Source organism: Bacillus sp. 1735sda2, from assembly GCF_024159245.1.
GTDB lineage: Bacteria > Bacillota > Bacilli > Bacillales > Bacillaceae > Bacillus > Bacillus pumilus_O.
On sequence record NZ_JAMYWZ010000001.1, the window covers coordinates 4018623 to 4035936 of the forward strand.

Genomic DNA, 17314 nt, shown 5'->3' on the forward strand with positions numbered 1-17314 from the left:
ACACCTTTCCTTTAGTCATTGTTTTTTCAGATCAATTAGAATGGCAAATCATCATCGGAGATGTCAATCGGTTTACCGTCATTCGCAAATGGGTCATCATTGAAGCTATTTCCCTGATTACGATTTTGTTGGTTGCTTTGATTGCCATATGGATTTTGACTTGGTTCATTTCCAAATGGATTCTGATCGTTTTGGCTACCGCCATAATACTGGCCTCCGCTATTGCCACCGCCGCTGTATCCACCTGAACCAGCACCGCCGCTCTTAGGCTCAAGAAATTGAACACTCTCAGCTTGAACCTCTGTCACGAAGACACGCTGTCCTTGCTGATTTTCATAGTTTCTTGTCTGCAAACGACCGTCTACACCGGCAAGACTTCCTTTTTTCAAGAAATTAGCCACATTCTCGGCTTGTCTTCTCCAAGTAACACAGTTAATGAAATCGGCTTCACGCTCTCCAGATTGATTCGTAAACGTACGATTCACAGCTAGAGTAAACGTGGCTACAGCCGCACCATTAGGCGTGTAGCGAAGCTCAGGGTCTTTTGTTAGTCTTCCGACCAATACAACACGGTTTAGCATATTGAAAGACCACCTTTAAATATATATTTCAATGATTTATACTTCTTCTTTAACAACAATGTGGCGAATGATATCGTCACTGATCTTAGCTAAGCGGTCAAATTCTTGAACTGCTGCAGCGTCAGATTGAACATTTACGATTTGGTAGAAGCCTTCACGGAAATCGTTGATTTCGTATGCAAGACGACGTTTACCCCAATCCTTTGTTCCAGTGATCTCCGCACCGTTAGAAGTTAACACGTTATTGAAACGCTCGATAACTGCTTTTTTAGCCTCATCGTCAACTGTTGGGCGGATGATGTACATAACTTCGTACTTTCTCATCTGATTGCACCTCCTTTTGGTCTAAGCGGCCCTAAACGGGCAAGGAGCAATAAATTATATTACTCACAATTGTATATTATAACAAATTACTTGGCCTATGACAAGAACCTATACATTAAAACGGAAATGAATAACGTCTCCATCTTTCACTACATATTCTTTACCTTCTAGACGGACTTTTCCAGCCTCTTTTGCAGCAGACATGCTCCCGCCAGCAAGTAAATCTTCATATGCAACCGTTTCAGCACGAATGAACCCACGCTCAAAGTCTGTATGAATGATTCCAGCACATTCCGGTGCCTTCATTCCCTTTTTAAACGTCCAAGCTCGTACTTCCTGCTCACCTGCTGTGAAATAAGTAGCTAAACCAAGAAGTGAATAAGATGCTTGAATCAGCTGATCTAGACCTGACTCTTTGATGCCAAGCTCTTCAAGGAACATCTGCTTCTCTTCCCCTTCAAGCTCTGCAATTTCAGACTCGATCTTCGCACATACGACGATGACTTCAGCATTTTCACCAGAAGCAAACTCACGGATTTGCTGCACATACTCGTTGCCGTCATGATCTGCTACTTCATCCTCACTCACATTTGCTACATAAAGAACTGGTTTAGATGTGAGTAAATGAAGCTGTTTCACAAGTTTCTGTTGCTCCTCTGTAAATTCTACAGATCTTGCCGATTTCCCAGCTTCAAATGCATGCATTAGCTTCGACAAAATATCAAATTCAGCTACCGCTTCCTTATCCTTTTGTTTTGCAAGCTTACTCACACGAGCCAAACGTTTTTCAACTGTTTCTAAATCAGCCAAAATCAACTCTAAATTAATGGTTTCGATATCTGACACAGGGTCAACCTTACCTGATACGTGCGTGATGTTATCATCAGCAAAAGCTCTCACCACGTGACAGATCGCATCTACTTGACGAATGTGAGAAAGGAATTTATTCCCTAAACCTTCACCTTTTGAAGCCCCTTTGACAATACCGGCAATATCAGTGAATTCAAAAGCAGTAGGAACTGTCTTTTTCGGCTGCACCAATTCTGTTAGTTTTTGCAAACGCTCGTCTGGAACTTCTACAATTCCGACGTTTGGATCAATGGTACAAAACGGATAGTTAGCAGACTCCGCTCCAGCCTGTGTAATTGCATTAAATAGCGTTGACTTCCCGACGTTAGGTAAGCCAACAATACCAGCTGTTAAAGCCATTCTTTCATCTCCTCTATATCAAACGTGCTCGTTATACTGCGTAATATGAACCTAGAGCAATTATAAGTAGGTTTACATGAAAAGACAAGCTAACCGTTACGCATTATCAATAGAAGAAACATTGCCAAAAAGAATAAATCAATCCTTTAAAACGGGAATTTGCATCTAATTCTTCTATACAAAAGACAAATTTCATCAAAAAAGCATGAGGCCTACTTAAGCAGTTGGCTCCTCATGCTTGACGAGAATTTTCTTCATTTTTCGTTCAAAGTCTCTCCTTGGGATCATGACGCTATGTCCGCAGCCTTCACATTTAATACGAATATCCATGCCCAATCGAATCACTTTCCACCGATTGACACCACATGGATGGGGTTTCTTCATTTCAACGACGTCATGTAACCCAAACGCTTTGTCTGCCATCAGCTTTCACCTCTCTTGCTCACTTCATTGAATCTATTGTACAAAAAAACGGCGATGAAGAGCAATGCACAAAGCAAAGACCCTTTTTCTCCTATTCTTGTTTATAGAAAAAACCCTTCTTTTAGATCATTTTATTTGTGACCAATAGTTACTTAAACTCCGCTTTTTTTCAATATTGTCACAAACACTGTAGGCCAAAAGGTTTTTCTTGGTAGAACGCTGTGGTTTTTCCATATTTTTTGATTTATGATATCTGCATAAATGTTATATGAGGGAGCAGGTACGATGGTCAATCGAAAGGATAGATTAACTGATAAAGAATATAAAATCATATCCGATCATGCTGGAAACATAGATCATTACCAGCAGCACCATACGATAGAAATAGGTCAACAAACGCTCACTGTCCATGATTTTCTCAAGGTCGATCATCAATTATATGGTTTAACGATGCAGCCGGAGAAAACAGATGAGTTCATCGTCGCTTTTCACTGTCCGATGCCGAATCAAATGCCGGTGACCTCGCCACAAGATGTACACATCGCGGCACAGTCATTGCTTAAAACAGATTATGCCTATCCCATTCAAAGGAAGTCCTTTGAAAGCAATCAAGATCATGTCTTTTATAAAGGGAAGAAATACATAGAGCAAATCAGTCAGAAGCACCCCAATGCAGGTATTTATCTCACTGGACAAGCCCTTGCCGGTGCTGTTTGTGCTTATGTTGCAACAGAACAACCAGCTGTCAAAAAAGCCGTCACCTTTGATAGCCCCAATATTTGGAGCAGTCTGGCACCTTCGATTCAGCATAAAGCGCAGCAAGATCAATATACACGGGTCTTGACTGAATATATCCAACCTAGTCATTATGTAGGTTTACTCAATCGTCATGATCATGGAGTTGGTCAAGTTAAGTACACCGTGCCGCCACAGCGACAAGGCGCCGTCCAAGAATCGGTTAAATATAAACAAAGAGAAATTGACACCTTTTTAAAATCAGCTTTTGCGTCTATGAATATAGAATGGAACGAATCCTTTGATACAAATGCTTTTTTAGCTCTAATTTCTGGGAGCTTAAAAGAAAATGGGTATTCATTCCACAAAGATGGATCTGCCCGGGTTTTAGATGAACAACTTGATCATAATACAAGTTTTACAGCCATGCTGTTGCAAGAAATCCATTCTGGACGTGCATATGCACAAAGCGGTCTAGAAATTATCATAAAATCCCATTTACTAAAAAATTCATCCTACGATCTCCAAAGTGTGATTGATCATGAAGTACACACTATATTTGATAAAATTGATGGGATCGATGAAAGTGTAAAAGACGCCGTCCAGCATGTAAAACAAGAGCTCAAAGGACTCGTCGGCTTTGGTCACTATGATTTATTAAGTCCAAGTGATGTGGAAGCACTAGTAGAAGAAGTGAGGATGGAACAACCTCATTCCTCCTTTTATTCACATGAAAAACAACTGAATGCCCTGTACACCTTGAGAGATTACGAACAAGAACTTTCTACCCTTTCAAGACATATGTACACAATGGGTGATGATTACGCCAAGGCAGATAGGCGCCTTGCGATGCAAATGGGTATTCATTAAGAAAGGAGTCGCCGCATGATCAATCAAAATAAACCTCCTAGTGACGCCCAGCGTTTCTTGCAAAATGTGAGTGCCCGCCGCTCCATGTCTGTATTTGAAAATCAATCAGCACCACAAACACAAACGCAGTCCCCAGAAGAGATAGCCGCCATTCAGGCCATACGAAGAGAAGGACAGCGAAAGGATCTAAAACGGCTGCTCAAAATGCGACTGCATGACGAATTAGCAAACACTCGCGTGCACTTGGAGTATCAATTGTCTAAAACAGAAGACATGATCAACCAGACAACCATTGTCAAACAACACATCTCTCAGCACTTAAAAGGACAAGCCATTTCAGAACTAGAGGAACGCTTTCAGCGTCTTAAGCAAATGCCAGTCTATGATGATATCAAAGAAGCCATTGATTCTATTCGTATAAAATAAGCACAGCTCTGCCAAAGAGAGGTGCTTATTTTATTTTATCAATATAATTTTTAGGGTGAGAAAATATCTTTTTACTTAAAATCGGATATAGCATTAAACAGACAAGCAAATACAGATTCAGCAAGCTATATATTGGATACAAAAAAGCAATCAAATCGGCAAACCCAAGAGATGTCAAAGGCGCCATTAACAGAAGCATTACGAGCACAACCAACCAGCGAGGCAATGGTACAAAAGAGAGCATTCGGCTGGATAAACCAAATAAACCTGCCGCTGTCGTCGTATAAATGGCTAGACAAAGGACAACGGTCATAAATACAAACAATGATGTTGGCGCTCCTTCTAATACTGTAAACAAGGGAATGCCTTCTGCTGATAGGCTCCCAGAAATATCAACCAGTATTTCGTTATACACGTACGAGATAACCCCAAAAATCAGGCCACTTAATATACTCGCCACTTTTGCCTCTCCAAGCCCCTTCATTTCTTTCCCCACCGAAGACAGCACTGCGACCACAGATAATATATTCAAAGAAGCAAAGACAATACTGGCAGGCCAATTGTACTGCTGTCCAAAATCAATCCGCCACATATGATCATGGTTCATATAATAAAAAACAAACGCATAGATGAGCCCCGCCACCAAAATTGGTATAATGAAAGCATTCACAGACAAGAGCCCTTTCACATCCCAGAAAAAAATCATAAATGAAAATAGACAAAAGGCACCGATACCCACCCAAAATGGCACATGATACATCTCTAGCGTCACCCCACCACCGGCAATCATGACTGTCGTTGTCGTGAATAAATAAAGGACAATTAAAACGTCATACACTTTAGCCAGCCATGGACCGACAAGCCGCTCTAGCACTGGCACAAAGTGATCGGCACGTACCTCATAACTAATTTTTAACACAACATAGGTAGACAGCATGAACATCAATGTAAACAGTAGAATGGCTAGTCCACTATCAATGCCAAAAAACTGCCAAATTTCTTGGCCGGAAGCATACCCCGCTCCTATTAAGCTTCCTAAAATTAAAAGCGTCCACCTTGAACCAGCCTTCCACACAATCATCACCTCATAGGTATAGAATTAAGCTTGTTTCCGTATACTGTTACTAACTACTATGACAAGGAAGTGAGACCTATGAATAGCAAGAACGGTCTTTTTTTTAGAAATAGGGTGAAAGAATACGTGTCCCATACGGATACAAACGCCATTCAACAGCTTAAAAGTATTTTATTCTCGCATCTTCAGAAAGCAGGAAAAAGACCCGTTGCCATCGTTTGTATTGGAACAGACCGCTCAACTGGCGACTCTCTAGGTCCACTTGTTGGTACAAAGCTTTCAGGTCTTGATTTGAAAAAGCTGCATGTATATGGAACGCTCTCTGACCCAGTTCATGCGGTTAATTTAAAAGAAAAGCTTGCTGAAATTGAACAGGCTCATAAACATCCATTTATTGTAGCGATTGATGCCTGTTTAGGAAGAGTGAAAAGTGTAGGCTCCTTCCAAATTGGCGATGGACCGTTAAAGCCTGGAGCGGGTGTACAAAAAGAGCTGCCAGAGGTAGGAGATATTCATATTAATGGGATCGTCAATGTGAGCGGATTTATGGAATACTTCGTTCTCCAAAACACACGCCTTCATCTTGTCATGTCTATGGCCAATACACTTTCTGAAAGTCTATCTCATATTGATCAAATGGATTGGACAAGAGAAAAAAGTCGTTCTCTCTTTGCTCCTATTCAAAATATCACTGGGAGAATATAAAAAAGACCATCTCGTATCAAGATGGTCACTCTGATGATTCTCTCGTAGAAAGCAATTCGAGGATTCTTTCTAAATCTTCGTTGGAGAGAAATTCAATCTCTATTTTCCCTTTTTTCTTCTGTTTCTTGATCGACACTGAAGTGCCAAAGTAGTTTTGTAAGAAAGACTCTCTTTCTTTCAAAACTCGATCCTTTGGTGCTTCTTTTTTCTTTGTTTCACGTGGAACATTTTCGTTTAACTGCTGAACAAGTTTCTCAACCTGACGTACGTTTAATCCCTCGTCCACGATTTTCTTTACCAATGGCGCCAGCTTATTTTTGTTTTTCAAGCTAAGCAAGGTTCTTCCATGTCCCATCGATAACGTACCATCTGCAATCAGCTTTTGTACTTCATCCGGTAAAGTCAAAAGGCGGAGATGATTCGCAATATGCGGTCTGCTCTTCCCTAATCGCTTCGCTAATTCTTCTTGCGTCACACTTAGGTGATCTAGCAAGGAAGCATAGGCTTCCGCTTCTTCTAATGGAGATAAATCCTCTCGTTGCAAGTTTTCTAAAAGTGCAATTTCTCTCATCAGCGTTTCTGAAAATTCTCGGACGATCGCAGGAATCGTTGTCAGACCAGCTTGTTGAGCTGCACGGAAACGACGTTCACCTGCTACAATGTCATATCCTTTAATCGATTTGCGGACAATGATCGGCTGTAACACACCATGTTGCTGAATAGATTCTTTCAGATCAGACAATGCATCTTCATCAAACGTTTTCCTTGGCTGATACGGGTTCGGACGCAAATCCTTTATTTTGATTTCTTCAACCGTTTCTTCATTTGAATCTACAGTGTTAAATAGTGCATTAATACCCTTTCCAAGACCTTTAGCCATTCGCATCCACTTCCTTTGCTAAGTCTAAATAGACATCTGCACCTCTTGAACGTGGATCATACAAGATAATCGGTTTCCCATGACTAGGCGCTTCACTCAGTCTTACATTTCGCGGAATCACGGTCTGATAGACCTTATCTCTGAAGTATTTCTTCACCTCTTCGATGACTTGAATCCCAAGATTTGTTCGTGCATCAAGCATTGTCAGCAATACACCTTCAATGGCAAGATCCGTATTTAAATGTTTCTGCACGAGACGAACAGTGTTTAATAATTGGCTCAATCCTTCAAGCGCATAATATTCACACTGTACCGGAATTAAAACGGAATCGGATGCGGTTAACGCATTAATCGTCAGTAATCCGAGTGATGGCGGGCAGTCAATAATCATATAATCATAATTTTGCTTAACAGACTCAAGTGCTCTCTTCAATCTCACTTCTCGTGAAATCGTAGGCACAAGCTCTATTTCAGCCCCTGCAAGTTGTATCGTCGCAGGAATGACATCGAGATTTTCGACCTCTGTCGTCTTAATCACATCAAGAACATCTGCATCATCAACTAAAATATCGTACACGCACTTTTCTACGTCGGCCTTCTCAATCCCAATACCACTCGTGGCATTACCCTGCGGATCAATATCAACTAACAACACTCGTTTACCTATGTATGCTAAACACGCACTCAAATTAACAGAAGTTGTCGTCTTCCCGACGCCGCCCTTCTGGTTGGTAATCGCTATGATTTTTCCCACGATGACACCCACTTTCAACTTAACAAGTTTCTCATTCATTCATACTTCCTATTCTATCAAAAAAAGTATGAAACGTTTGCTTTTTTTGTTTCTCCATTATATATTCGTCGGCAAATGTCTATTTTCGCACATGAAAAAACGAATTTAAACACAGTAAAAAATATATCAATATAACTATTAAAGAAAAAAATCAACATAAAAAATCCTCACTTGCATCAAAAGTGAGGGCATCTATCAAAATTGTAATCCACCGATTGTACGGCCTTCGTTCACAATGATCTTAGGGGTCACCGTTTTGTAGCTTCTCTTTTTTAAGAATCCATAGGGTGTCTTAATGGTAAATGTCGCATGACCTACAGCATCGCCTGTTTTGGCATAGGCCTGCCACACAATCTTTGAACAATAGGTCGGGTCCAGTGATTGAATGGACATAGTGATGGAGTATCGAGCGGTTGGATGAGCTTTCACATAATCGCGCGCCCATTCCCCTGCCAGGTCTGCTGTTTCCTTTTGATTAATCCGAATGACCTTTGTGTTGGCATTATAGCGAAACCAGTTAAGAATGGAATCAAGCTGAGGATGCTGTCGAAACCAGGGAATATAAGCAAAACTTTCCTCATTAATGACGATACCTGCATGTCCAACGATACCCTTCACAGCATCAGTGTTTGTCACCAAGATATCCCCTTTTTTAGGCATAATATTGGTACCAGGATACGGCCTTCCTAAAAGGTGCTTGATGGTGTGAGGCTTTTCATCCGTCACAAACTCATCCTGCTTGTTTTGTTGTAAGCCATAATCTTTCAAATGATCGCCAGCTGAAATCAAGTCAATTGTGTCATCCTGAGACTCATGTTCATGATTTAATTGATCTAACGTGATCTCTTTTGAAACAACACCTTGTTTCTTCAGAACGTTCAGTTCTTTTTTGGTCAGTGGGCTTTCATCTGGAGCAACCGTTGGCGAGTTCACAGCAAATATGGTTGTTTCATTTGTAAAAAGAGAAAAAGAAAACAGTAAATAACAAATAATAACAAGATGCATCTTTTTCATTTTCATCGAGTTATGTCACCTCCTTCCCTCTACGAAAATCATATTCTACCAATTTATGAATAATAAGTAAATATAATGTAGAATCAATAAAAAAAGCTGACGAGTGGCTCTCATCAGCTTTTTTCTATTTAGGAATCCGAATTGTTAATTGGATATATTCCTCAAATTCTTCTTCCTCGGTATTTATTTTAAGCCCGCTGTCTTCTACCATATGGAGAGACTGACGAATGGTATTCATCGCAATTCGTGTATCACGACTAAACGCCTTACGTTTTGGCTTCGGTTTGCGATCTGTTTTTTGTTCAAGCATTTTCACTACACGCTCTTCAGTCTGTTTTACATTCAGCTGCTTTTCGATGATTTCCTGCAAGAGTGCGATTTGTAATTCTGGAAGCTTTAGGGGTACAAGTGAACGTGCATGCCTTTCAGAGATTTTTTTCTCTAAAATGGCTTGTTGTACCTCTTCAGGCAACTTTAAAAGTCTAAGTTTGTTTGCAACAGTAGATTGTCCCTTACCTAAACGCTGAGCAAGCGCTTCCTGTGTTAAATCATGAAGCTCTAAAAGACGTGCATAGGCATGAGCCTCTTCAATAGCAGACAGCTCTTCTCTTTGCAAATTTTCAATCAATGCGACAGATGCCGTTTCCGTATCAGTAAAATCTTTTATAATAGCGGGGATTTTCTCCCATTGAAGAGTCTGTACCGCTCTCCATCGTCTTTCACCGGCGATCAGTTCATATTTTCCTTCTTCTTCTGTCGGTCTGACGACAATAGGTTGAATAATGCCATGGGTATGAATCGTCGTGGCCAGCTCATGTATCTTTTCTTCTGAAAAAATGGTGCGTGGCTGAAAACGGTTTGGCATAATTGTGTCAACCGGGAGCTCCTGTATCTCTTCCTTTAATGTATCATGCTCAGCAATCTCTGCCTCTATTTCGGTTTCACGCTCAGGATGTTCTTTGTCACCAAGCCCGAAGAAGCGTGAGAGTGAATGCTTCATGAACCTACACCACCTTTAAAAACTACCTTTTTATAATTCTATTTTCTCATGTTTTTTCCTTCTGTAAAATCTTAAATATTGAAGAAAAACCGACCTTTTACATGATCAACCTTCTATTGGTGATTTATTAGGTGTTCCTGGTTTTCTAGGATATTTTTTTGGTGTTTGCTTTTTCTTTTTAATGACAATAATGTTCCGTTCGCTTTCTTCTAAAGGAAGAACAAAGGAATGCTTTTCAACAACCTCTCCTCCAAGGACAGTAACGGCTTTCTTCCCTGCTTGCATTTCTTCATCAGCAGCAGATGCTTTTAATGCCACAAACAGCCCTTCCTTTTTTACAAGGGGGAGACATAGTTCGCTCAAGACAGATAAACGCGCAACTGCTCTAGCAGTGACAAGATCATAGCTTTCACGCTTTTCCTTACGTTGTCCAAACGTCTCCGCACGATCATGATAAAAAGTAGTATCTTGTAAGTTTAACCCTTTTGCTAACTCATTAAGAAACGTAATTCGTTTCTGAAGAGAATCAACAATGGTCACATGTAGATGAGGGAAGCAAATTTTAAGAGGAATGCTCGGGAAACCAGCACCAGCTCCAATATCGCAAATCGTCGTCACTTTGTGAAAATCAATGAAAAATGATGCGGAAATGGAATCATAAAAATGCTTTAAATACACTTCTTCCTTTTCAGTAATGGACGTCAAATTCATTTTCTCGTTCCATTCTACAAGCATGCGGAAGTAAGTTTCAAATTGTTCAAGCTGCACAGGAGAAAGAGTGATCCCTTTCTCCTCTAGTGCTGCTGTAAATTGTTCAATGTTCATGCCGACATCCTTTCTATTCTGCTATCTTCGCAATACGTCCCTGCTCTAAATATACTAAAAGGATAGAAATATCAGCAGGGTTAACGCCTGAAATACGAGAAGCCTGTGCAACAGAAAGCGGTCGGACTTCTTTCAACTTTTGTTTCGCTTCAGTTGCAATTCCTTTGATGGCATCATAATCAATACGATCAGGAATCTTTTTGTTCTCCATCTTTTTCAGCTTTTCAACTTGTTGGAGTGACTTTTCGATATAACCTTCGTATTTAATTTGAATCTCTACCTGCTCACACACATCAGAAGGAAGCGGTGTTTCAGCAGGAGCTAACCTCACAACTGATTCATAGTTCATTTCTGGACGCTTCATCAAATCACTAGCACGAATACCGTCCTTCAGCTCACTTCCACCAAGTGAACGAATAAACTCTTGTGTCTCAGCTGTAGGTTTGATGATGACTGAATATAAACGTTTTTTCTCTGCTTCAATGGCTTCTTTTTTCTGCTGGAATGCTTGGAATCTTTCTTGAGATATTAATCCAATATGATAGCCAAGTTCAGTTAATCTTAAATCCGCATTGTCATGACGAAGAAGCAAACGATACTCTGCACGGGATGTTAAAAGACGGTAAGGTTCATTTGTTCCCTTTGTGACAAGATCATCAATGAGAACACCGATATATGCATCAGATCGGCTTAAAATGACTTCTTCTTTACCCAATGCTTTTCTTCCTGCATTAATACCTGCCATAATTCCTTGACCTGCTGCTTCCTCATAGCCAGACGTACCATTAATTTGGCCAGCTGTATATAATCCAGAAATTTTCTTCGTCTCGAGTGTAGGCCACAACTGAGTAGGCACAATTGCATCATACTCAATGGCATAACCCGCTCTCATCATTTGGACATTTTCGAGCCCAGGGATGGTAGAAAGCATGCGCTGCTGTACATCCTCTGGAAGACTTGTAGATAATCCTTGAACATACACTTCCTGCGTATTACGACCTTCTGGCTCTAAGAAAATTTGATGTCTCGGTTTGTCATTGAAACGAACCACTTTGTCTTCAATGGAAGGGCAGTATCTAGGACCAGTTCCTTTAATCATACCTGAATACATTGGAGAACGGTGAAGATTCTCATCAATAATTTGATGTGTTTCTAAACTTGTATATGTTAACCAGCATGGGAGTTGGTCTGTAATATATTCAACCGTTTCATAGGAAAACGCCCGCGGAACGTCATCACCTGGTTGAATTTCTGTTTTACTATAGTCAATCGAGTGACTATTCACTCGAGGAGGTGTTCCTGTTTTAAAGCGAACCAAATCGAATCCTAAATATGCTAGGTGATCCGATAATTTGATAGATGGCTGCTGGTTATTAGGACCACTTGAATACGATAGATCCCCTAAAATAATGCGACCTTTTAAGAAAGTTCCCGTCGTTAATACAACAGACTTCGCACGATAGTTTGCCCCTGTTTGTGTAACAACACCTTTACATTCATCATCTTCTACAATTAAATGATCCACCATACCTTGCAGCATTGTCAGGTTCGGTTCATTTTCCATTGTTTTTTTCATTTCATGCTGATATTGGAACTTGTCTGCTTGCGCTCTTAAAGCACGAACAGCAGGTCCTTTCCCCGTATTCAGCATGCGCATTTGAATATGCGTCTTATCTATATTTCGTGCCATTTCTCCGCCCAGTGCATCAATTTCTCTAACGACAATCCCTTTTGCAGGACCGCCTACGGACGGATTACATGGCATAAAAGCAACCATATCGAGGTTGATAGTCAATACAAGTGTTTTAGCGCCCTGTCTTGCAGAAGCAAGAGCAGCCTCAACCCCAGCATGACCGGCACCCACGACGATGACGTCATAATTGCCAGCTTCATAACCCATTTCTTATGTTCCTCCCTTTACTTTCCTAAACAGAATTGAGAGAATAACTGATCAATCAAGCTTTCATGAACAGCATCTCCTATAATTTCACCGAGCTGTTCCCAGCAGCGTGTTAAATCTATTTGAACAATGTCGATTGGTACATCCATTTCAATTCCTTCAAGAGCATCTTCAATTGATTGTTTTGCTGCCTGAAGAAGAGCAATATGCCTTGTATTACTTACATACGTTAAATCTCCACTTTCAATTGATCCAGTGAAGAACAGTGATTGAATTGACATTTCAAGCTCATCAATGCCCTTTTCTTGTAATAATGATGTAGTGACCACCGGACGATCCTTTGCTAACTGCTTGACCTTTTCTACATCAAGCTTAGGCTCAAGGTCTGTCTTATTCACAATCACGATGATATCCATACCTGAGACAGCCTCAAAAAGTTTAATATCTTCTTCCGATAATTCTTCGCTATAATTGAGCACAAGTAAAATCAAGTCAGCTTCTTTTAAGACCTGTCTAGATCGTTCAACCCCTATACGCTCAACAATGTCCTCTGTCTCACGTATACCCGCAGTATCGACTAGACGGAGAGGTACGCCTCGTACATTCACATATTCCTCAATAACGTCTCTCGTAGTTCCAGGAATATCTGTGACAATGGCCTTTGTTTCCTGTACAAGGCTATTTAGCAAAGAAGATTTTCCAACATTCGGCCTTCCTATAATGACAGTGGATAAGCCCTCACGGAGGATTTTCCCTTGCTGAGAAGTCGAGAGTAGCGACTCAATTTCTTTTTTGACCGATGTCGCTTTTTCCACTAAGACGCGATGTGTCATTTCTTCAACATCGTCATACTCAGGGTAGTCAATATTGACTTCAATATGCGCCAGTGTTTCTAGGATCTCGCCGCGCAGTCGCTGAACCAAACCGGAGAGACGTCCCTCCATTTGAGTGATCGCTACATTCATCGCCCGATCCGTCTTTGCCCGAATCAAGTCCATGACAGCCTCTGCTTGCGATAGATCTATTCTTCCATTTAAGAAAGCACGCTTTGTGAACTCACCTGGCTCCGCTAATCTTGCTCCTTCTCTTAAAGCAAGCTGCAATACTTTATTGACCGTTACAATTCCGCCATGGCAGTTAATCTCAATAACGTCTTCTCTCGTAAATGTTTTTGGCGCTCGAAGTACTGACACCATGACCTCTTCTATTACTTGATCAGTTCTTGCATCCACAATATGACCATAATGGATGGTATGAGAATCCACTGATACAAGTTTTTTCTCCTTAGGTCCTTTATACATCCTATCAGCGATCTGCACCGCTTCAGGCCCACTTAAACGAATAATCGCAATTGCTCCTTCACCCATCGGTGTCGAAATGGCTGCAATTGTATCCATCGCTCAATCACCTCTTTCTCTACTTTAATAGACAGTCTTTTATCTATTAAATGGACATTGTCCATCTCTATATCAAAAACGCTTAATCCAAAATTTAAAGATACCATAAATGAAAGCGAAGTGAAAGTATCCTCTATCCAATTATCCACAGCTTTGCATCCTATCTATTTTAACACTTAACTTATCCACATGTGAATAACGACGTTCTAAACTTATCTTCACATCTTACACCGAAACCCGATAAATTTAAACGCCCCGATGCCTTTGTTTACTTGTAAAAATGGCATTTTCGACTCAACTTACACCCTAACTTTTTAGAAATAAAGGATGATTCTTCTATAGAAACACAATTTTTCAATAAAAAAAGACTAAAATCCAGCTTTGCTGAATTCTAGTCTTTCTGTTATTTTTTATACAGCACCACTACATGACGCTTACTACCTGTATCTTCCGATGCCGTTGCTAGTTCTTTAGAAAAAGTAGCGATCGTATCATGAATTACTTTTCGTTCGTTCGAAGGCATTGGTTCTAAGTGAACTTTTCTCTTCGTTTTTAAAACTTTGTTTGCCGTCTTGACGGCATATTGTTCAAGTGCTTCTTGTCGCTTCTTCCTATAATCTCCAATATCAATGGTAATATGATGATACTGATCAGAATAGCGATTAAACACTAACTGTACCAAAGTTTCTAAAGAGTACAAAGTTTGTCCTCTTTTTCCAATCATTAATGACGTTTTATCTCCATCAATGTGGAAAGAAATCTTTTTCGGCTCCTGTTTGGACACAATCTTCGCTTTAGGATCAATGGATTTAACAATATTATCTAAATATTGTGTAGCTAATTTAAGAGCATTTCTCTTTTCTACCAATTTGACTACAGCTTGTCTTTTACCAAATAATCCTAAAAACCCTTTATTTCCTTCATCCACAATTGTGATGTCTACTTCTTCTTTTAGAAGCTGAATTTGTTTAAGTCCGGAATCTACTGCTTCTTCGATTGTGCGACCGACAGCAGTTATTTCCTTCATTTTTTATTCCCGCCAGCTTTTTCTTTTGTATCTAATTTTACTTGAGGAGTTTTAATCACTAATGTTTGGATGATCATGAAAATGTTACCTACAACCCAGTACAATGAAAGTGCTGCTGGGAAACTAATAGCAAATACAATGATCATAATCGGCATAACCCATAACATGATCGCCATTTGAGGGTTGTCCGAAGGATTTCCAGCCATCATCAGTTTTTGCTGAATGAAAGTAGCTACCCCCGCAATGATCGGTAATAGGAATAATGGATCTGGACTGCCTAAGTCAAACCATAAGAAAGTATGCTTTTTAATTTCAGCTGTTCTCATAATCGCATGATAGAATCCGATTAGGATTGGCATCTGAATTAAAATCGGGAAACATCCGGCTAATGGATTGACGCCATTTTTTTGGAAAAGAGCCATTGTTTCCTGCTGAAGCTGCTGCTGAGTTTTTTGGTCTTTAGAGCTATATTTTTCACGAAGCTTTTTCAATTCAGGCTGCAATGCTTGCATTGCTTTTGTACTTCTTAACTGCTTAATCATTAATGGTAAAATGAGCAAGCGGATTAACAGTGTCACAATAATAATCGCAACTCCGTAGTTTTCACCAGTCAAATTTGCCATGTACGTGATTAATTGAGATAGCGGGTAAACAATATAAGAGTTCCAGAATCCCTTACTATCTGATGTGATTGGTTCATTAATTTGTGTACATCCTGCCAATAGAACCAATGCGCCAATCAAGCTAAATATTAGTAATAATCGCCTTTTCAACAAGATTCCTCCCATTATTTCAAACTTTATTTAAGTTGGAATTGATTACGAAAGTGACTCACCTAATCAGTATGGTAACATTTTTTCATTACAAAGTGGTGGTTTCATTTTAATTCACTAGATGAAGGAAGCGCTTTTAAAAATTGATTCAACGAAAGTTTCTATTACGAAGACTTTTTCGGTTGTTGTTGATAAACAGCGGATTTTCTAAATAAATGTTGGAGAGACTTCTTTGTTTCTTCAAAGGTCAATTCACTTGCTGGTTTTCTCGCAATGACAATGTAGTCTTTTTCTTGCTTTAACTTATGACCTTCCTCTAAAAACACCTGACGGATCAGTCGTTTAATTCGATTTCTCATCACTGCATTACCAATCTTCTTACTCACAGACAATCCTAAACGCAGTTCATCTTGATTTGGTTGATCCAGCTGGTAAATAACGAATTGACGATTCGCCATCGATTGACCTTTTTTAAACACTTTTTGAAACTCTTCATTTTTTTTTAGCCTGTTTCGCTTCTTCATGTTTTCTTCCACTCCGATAAAAACTGACAGTTCATTTACGATTTTATGTAAAAAAGACCACTGACATTATTCAGTGGCCTAAGCTGATAATTTTTTTCTACCTTTGCTGCGGCGTCGCTTTAAAACTAGACGTCCGTTCTTAGAACTCATACGGCTGCGGAAGCCATGAACTTTACTACGCTTACGGTTATTTGGTTGAAACGTTCTTTTCATGTATGACACCTCCCTGAGGAATAGCTGTTTAAGACAGTCTAACTCATTATATTTGTGTAACCCATCGATTGTCAATATCAATGATAAAACTCTTATTATCAACCTTATAAGCATAACATAATTTATCAAACGAAGAAACCTTCTTTTTTAGTTTCTAACATTTTCTTCTCTTTTTCCTGCTAAAAGGTCTCCAAAACAAGGATGTGGATATGTTTTCGGCATATTTAGACTATCCACATTCATTATCGACATTTTTTTCACACAAATAACTGATGTGGATAATTATTTTTCAACAGGATGTAAAGTGTGTGGATAAGTTTGTGACACCCATTGCGCCATCTTGTTTATTTTGATATTATATTTGTGTTTTAACTCTTAATTACTTATCTGACCTATTTATGTTATCCACAAATTGTGGACAACCTGTGGAAAGATATTACACAGCTTGTTGAATTGTTTATCCACAGACTGTGTGATTTGTCGAAAAGACGTTTTTCTACTATATTATTTGTTTTCAACAATGTATGTGCACGAATGGTGATGACCATTTGCTCTTTTTCGTGTTCTATAACAGTTTGATACTGGTCATTTTAAAAAGAAAAGGAGGGGGGAGAAGCCTT

The 17314-nt window shown here is 39.7% G+C and carries 19 protein-coding genes; 3 read left to right on the forward strand and 16 right to left on the reverse strand.

Annotation, left to right across the window (positions count from 1 at the left end):
• Positions 1–35: 35 nt before the first annotated feature.
• The 4 genes from ssbA to NKR21_RS20950 all read right to left on the reverse strand — a co-directional run bounded on the left by ssbA (position 36) and on the right by NKR21_RS20950 (position 2537).
• Entirely contained in the window at positions 36–581 is a 546-nt protein-coding gene (gene ssbA, locus NKR21_RS20935) for a single-stranded DNA-binding protein SsbA (RefSeq protein WP_003215157.1), read from the reverse strand.
• A gap of 36 nt (positions 582–617) precedes the next feature.
• Complete coding sequence (rpsF, locus tag NKR21_RS20940) at positions 618–905, reverse strand: 30S ribosomal protein S6 (protein WP_003215073.1); 288 nt, start codon at positions 903–905, stop codon at positions 618–620.
• Between the two features lie 108 nt (positions 906–1013).
• Entirely contained in the window at positions 1014–2114 is a 1101-nt protein-coding gene (gene ychF, locus NKR21_RS20945) for a redox-regulated ATPase YchF (protein WP_012011909.1), read from the reverse strand.
• A gap of 216 nt (positions 2115–2330) precedes the next feature.
• Positions 2331–2537: a DUF951 domain-containing protein gene (locus tag NKR21_RS20950; protein WP_012011910.1), complete on the reverse strand. Its 207-nt coding sequence runs from the start codon at positions 2535–2537 to the stop codon at positions 2331–2333.
• A gap of 285 nt (positions 2538–2822) precedes the next feature.
• Between NKR21_RS20950 and NKR21_RS20955 the strand changes: the two genes are divergently transcribed.
• Together NKR21_RS20955 and NKR21_RS20960 are read left to right on the forward strand one after the other, a co-directional pair.
• The gene (locus NKR21_RS20955; RefSeq protein ID WP_144457374.1) at positions 2823–4142 is read left to right on the forward strand and encodes a hydrolase; all 1320 of its coding nucleotides are present in this window, start codon (positions 2823–2825) and stop codon (positions 4140–4142) included.
• Positions 4143–4157: 15 nt separating this feature from the next.
• On the forward strand, positions 4158–4568 hold the full coding sequence (locus NKR21_RS20960; protein ID WP_144457376.1) for a hypothetical protein: 411 nt from the start codon (positions 4158–4160) through the stop codon (positions 4566–4568).
• A gap of 25 nt (positions 4569–4593) precedes the next feature.
• Here NKR21_RS20960 and NKR21_RS20965 read toward each other — a convergent pair whose 3' ends face one another.
• Entirely contained in the window at positions 4594–5649 is a 1056-nt protein-coding gene (locus NKR21_RS20965; protein WP_144457378.1) for a YkvI family membrane protein, read from the reverse strand.
• A gap of 72 nt (positions 5650–5721) precedes the next feature.
• Between NKR21_RS20965 and yyaC the strand changes: the two genes are divergently transcribed.
• The gene (gene yyaC, locus NKR21_RS20970; protein WP_003215235.1) at positions 5722–6348 is read left to right on the forward strand and encodes a spore protease YyaC; all 627 of its coding nucleotides are present in this window, start codon (positions 5722–5724) and stop codon (positions 6346–6348) included.
• A gap of 25 nt (positions 6349–6373) precedes the next feature.
• On the opposite strand, the gene NKR21_RS20975 is transcribed toward yyaC, so the two are convergent.
• From NKR21_RS20975 to rpmH, 11 genes are all read right to left on the reverse strand, one after another.
• Entirely contained in the window at positions 6374–7228 is an 855-nt protein-coding gene (locus NKR21_RS20975; protein ID WP_041816105.1) for a ParB/RepB/Spo0J family partition protein, read from the reverse strand.
• The gene (soj, locus tag NKR21_RS20980) at positions 7221–7982 is read right to left on the reverse strand and encodes a sporulation initiation inhibitor protein Soj (RefSeq protein ID WP_034620351.1); all 762 of its coding nucleotides are present in this window, start codon (positions 7980–7982) and stop codon (positions 7221–7223) included. The genes NKR21_RS20975 and soj overlap by 8 nt, the downstream gene beginning before the upstream one ends.
• A 234-nt stretch (positions 7983–8216) precedes the next feature.
• The gene (locus NKR21_RS20985) at positions 8217–9041 is read right to left on the reverse strand and encodes an orthopoxovirus pf05708 family protein (RefSeq protein WP_144457380.1); all 825 of its coding nucleotides are present in this window, start codon (positions 9039–9041) and stop codon (positions 8217–8219) included.
• A gap of 118 nt (positions 9042–9159) precedes the next feature.
• Positions 9160–10035 (reverse strand): nucleoid occlusion protein, encoded by an 876-nt coding sequence (noc, locus tag NKR21_RS20990; RefSeq protein ID WP_034660661.1) that lies wholly within the window; start codon positions 10033–10035, stop codon positions 9160–9162.
• A gap of 105 nt (positions 10036–10140) precedes the next feature.
• Positions 10141–10860, reverse strand: a complete 720-nt coding sequence (rsmG, locus tag NKR21_RS20995; RefSeq protein ID WP_144457382.1) for a 16S rRNA (guanine(527)-N(7))-methyltransferase RsmG — start codon at positions 10858–10860, stop codon at positions 10141–10143.
• Positions 10861–10873: 13 nt separating this feature from the next.
• Entirely contained in the window at positions 10874–12760 is a 1887-nt protein-coding gene (mnmG, locus tag NKR21_RS21000) for a tRNA uridine-5-carboxymethylaminomethyl(34) synthesis enzyme MnmG (RefSeq protein WP_144457384.1), read from the reverse strand.
• Between the two features lie 17 nt (positions 12761–12777).
• The gene (gene mnmE / locus NKR21_RS21005; RefSeq protein WP_144457386.1) at positions 12778–14157 is read right to left on the reverse strand and encodes a tRNA uridine-5-carboxymethylaminomethyl(34) synthesis GTPase MnmE; all 1380 of its coding nucleotides are present in this window, start codon (positions 14155–14157) and stop codon (positions 12778–12780) included.
• Positions 14158–14560: 403 nt separating this feature from the next.
• Positions 14561–15184 (reverse strand): RNA-binding cell elongation regulator Jag/EloR, encoded by a 624-nt coding sequence (gene jag / locus NKR21_RS21010; RefSeq protein ID WP_012011922.1) that lies wholly within the window; start codon positions 15182–15184, stop codon positions 14561–14563.
• A complete protein-coding gene (gene spoIIIJ / locus NKR21_RS21015; protein WP_095117972.1) occupies positions 15181–15963 on the reverse strand; it encodes a YidC family membrane integrase SpoIIIJ in 783 nt (260 codons plus the stop codon). Before spoIIIJ ends, jag begins: the two co-directional genes overlap by 4 nt.
• 158 nt (positions 15964–16121) lie before the next feature.
• Positions 16122–16481, reverse strand: coding sequence for a ribonuclease P protein component (rnpA, locus tag NKR21_RS21020; protein WP_003214983.1), 360 nt, complete (start codon positions 16479–16481; stop codon positions 16122–16124).
• 78 nt (positions 16482–16559) lie between these two features.
• On the reverse strand, positions 16560–16694 hold the full coding sequence (rpmH, locus tag NKR21_RS21025) for a 50S ribosomal protein L34 (RefSeq protein ID WP_008360908.1): 135 nt from the start codon (positions 16692–16694) through the stop codon (positions 16560–16562).
• Positions 16695–17314 lie beyond the last annotated feature (620 nt).

Bases quoted from the DNA above. Each gene is read 5' to 3' on its own strand.
- rsmG (WP_144457382.1), bottom strand. From the start codon at position 10,860: ATGAACATTGAACAATTTACAGCAGCACTAGAGGAGAAAGGGATCACT.
- ssbA (WP_003215157.1), bottom strand. From the start codon at position 581: ATGCTAAACCGTGTTGTATTGGTCGGAAGACTAACAAAAGACCCTGAG.
- NKR21_RS20960 (WP_144457376.1), top strand. From the start codon at position 4,158: ATGATCAATCAAAATAAACCTCCTAGTGACGCCCAGCGTTTCTTGCAA.
- ychF (WP_012011909.1), bottom strand. From the start codon at position 2,114: ATGGCTTTAACAGCTGGTATTGTTGGCTTACCTAACGTCGGGAAGTCA.
- NKR21_RS20955 (WP_144457374.1), top strand. From the start codon at position 2,823: ATGGTCAATCGAAAGGATAGATTAACTGATAAAGAATATAAAATCATA.
- rnpA (WP_003214983.1), bottom strand. From the start codon at position 16,481: ATGAAGAAGCGAAACAGGCTAAAAAAAAATGAAGAGTTTCAAAAAGTG.
- mnmE (WP_144457386.1), bottom strand. From the start codon at position 14,157: ATGGATACAATTGCAGCCATTTCGACACCGATGGGTGAAGGAGCAATT.
- mnmG (WP_144457384.1), bottom strand. From the start codon at position 12,760: ATGGGTTATGAAGCTGGCAATTATGACGTCATCGTCGTGGGTGCCGGT.
- yyaC (WP_003215235.1), top strand. From the start codon at position 5,722: ATGAATAGCAAGAACGGTCTTTTTTTTAGAAATAGGGTGAAAGAATAC.
- rpmH (WP_008360908.1), bottom strand. From the start codon at position 16,694: ATGAAAAGAACGTTTCAACCAAATAACCGTAAGCGTAGTAAAGTTCAT.
- NKR21_RS20975 (WP_041816105.1), bottom strand. From the start codon at position 7,228: ATGGCTAAAGGTCTTGGAAAGGGTATTAATGCACTATTTAACACTGTA.
- noc (WP_034660661.1), bottom strand. From the start codon at position 10,035: ATGAAGCATTCACTCTCACGCTTCTTCGGGCTTGGTGACAAAGAACAT.
- jag (WP_012011922.1), bottom strand. From the start codon at position 15,184: ATGAAGGAAATAACTGCTGTCGGTCGCACAATCGAAGAAGCAGTAGAT.
- rpsF (WP_003215073.1), bottom strand. From the start codon at position 905: ATGAGAAAGTACGAAGTTATGTACATCATCCGCCCAACAGTTGACGAT.
- NKR21_RS20985 (WP_144457380.1), bottom strand. From the start codon at position 9,041: ATGAAAATGAAAAAGATGCATCTTGTTATTATTTGTTATTTACTGTTT.
- NKR21_RS20950 (WP_012011910.1), bottom strand. From the start codon at position 2,537: ATGGCAGACAAAGCGTTTGGGTTACATGACGTCGTTGAAATGAAGAAA.
- NKR21_RS20965 (WP_144457378.1), bottom strand. From the start codon at position 5,649: ATGATTGTGTGGAAGGCTGGTTCAAGGTGGACGCTTTTAATTTTAGGA.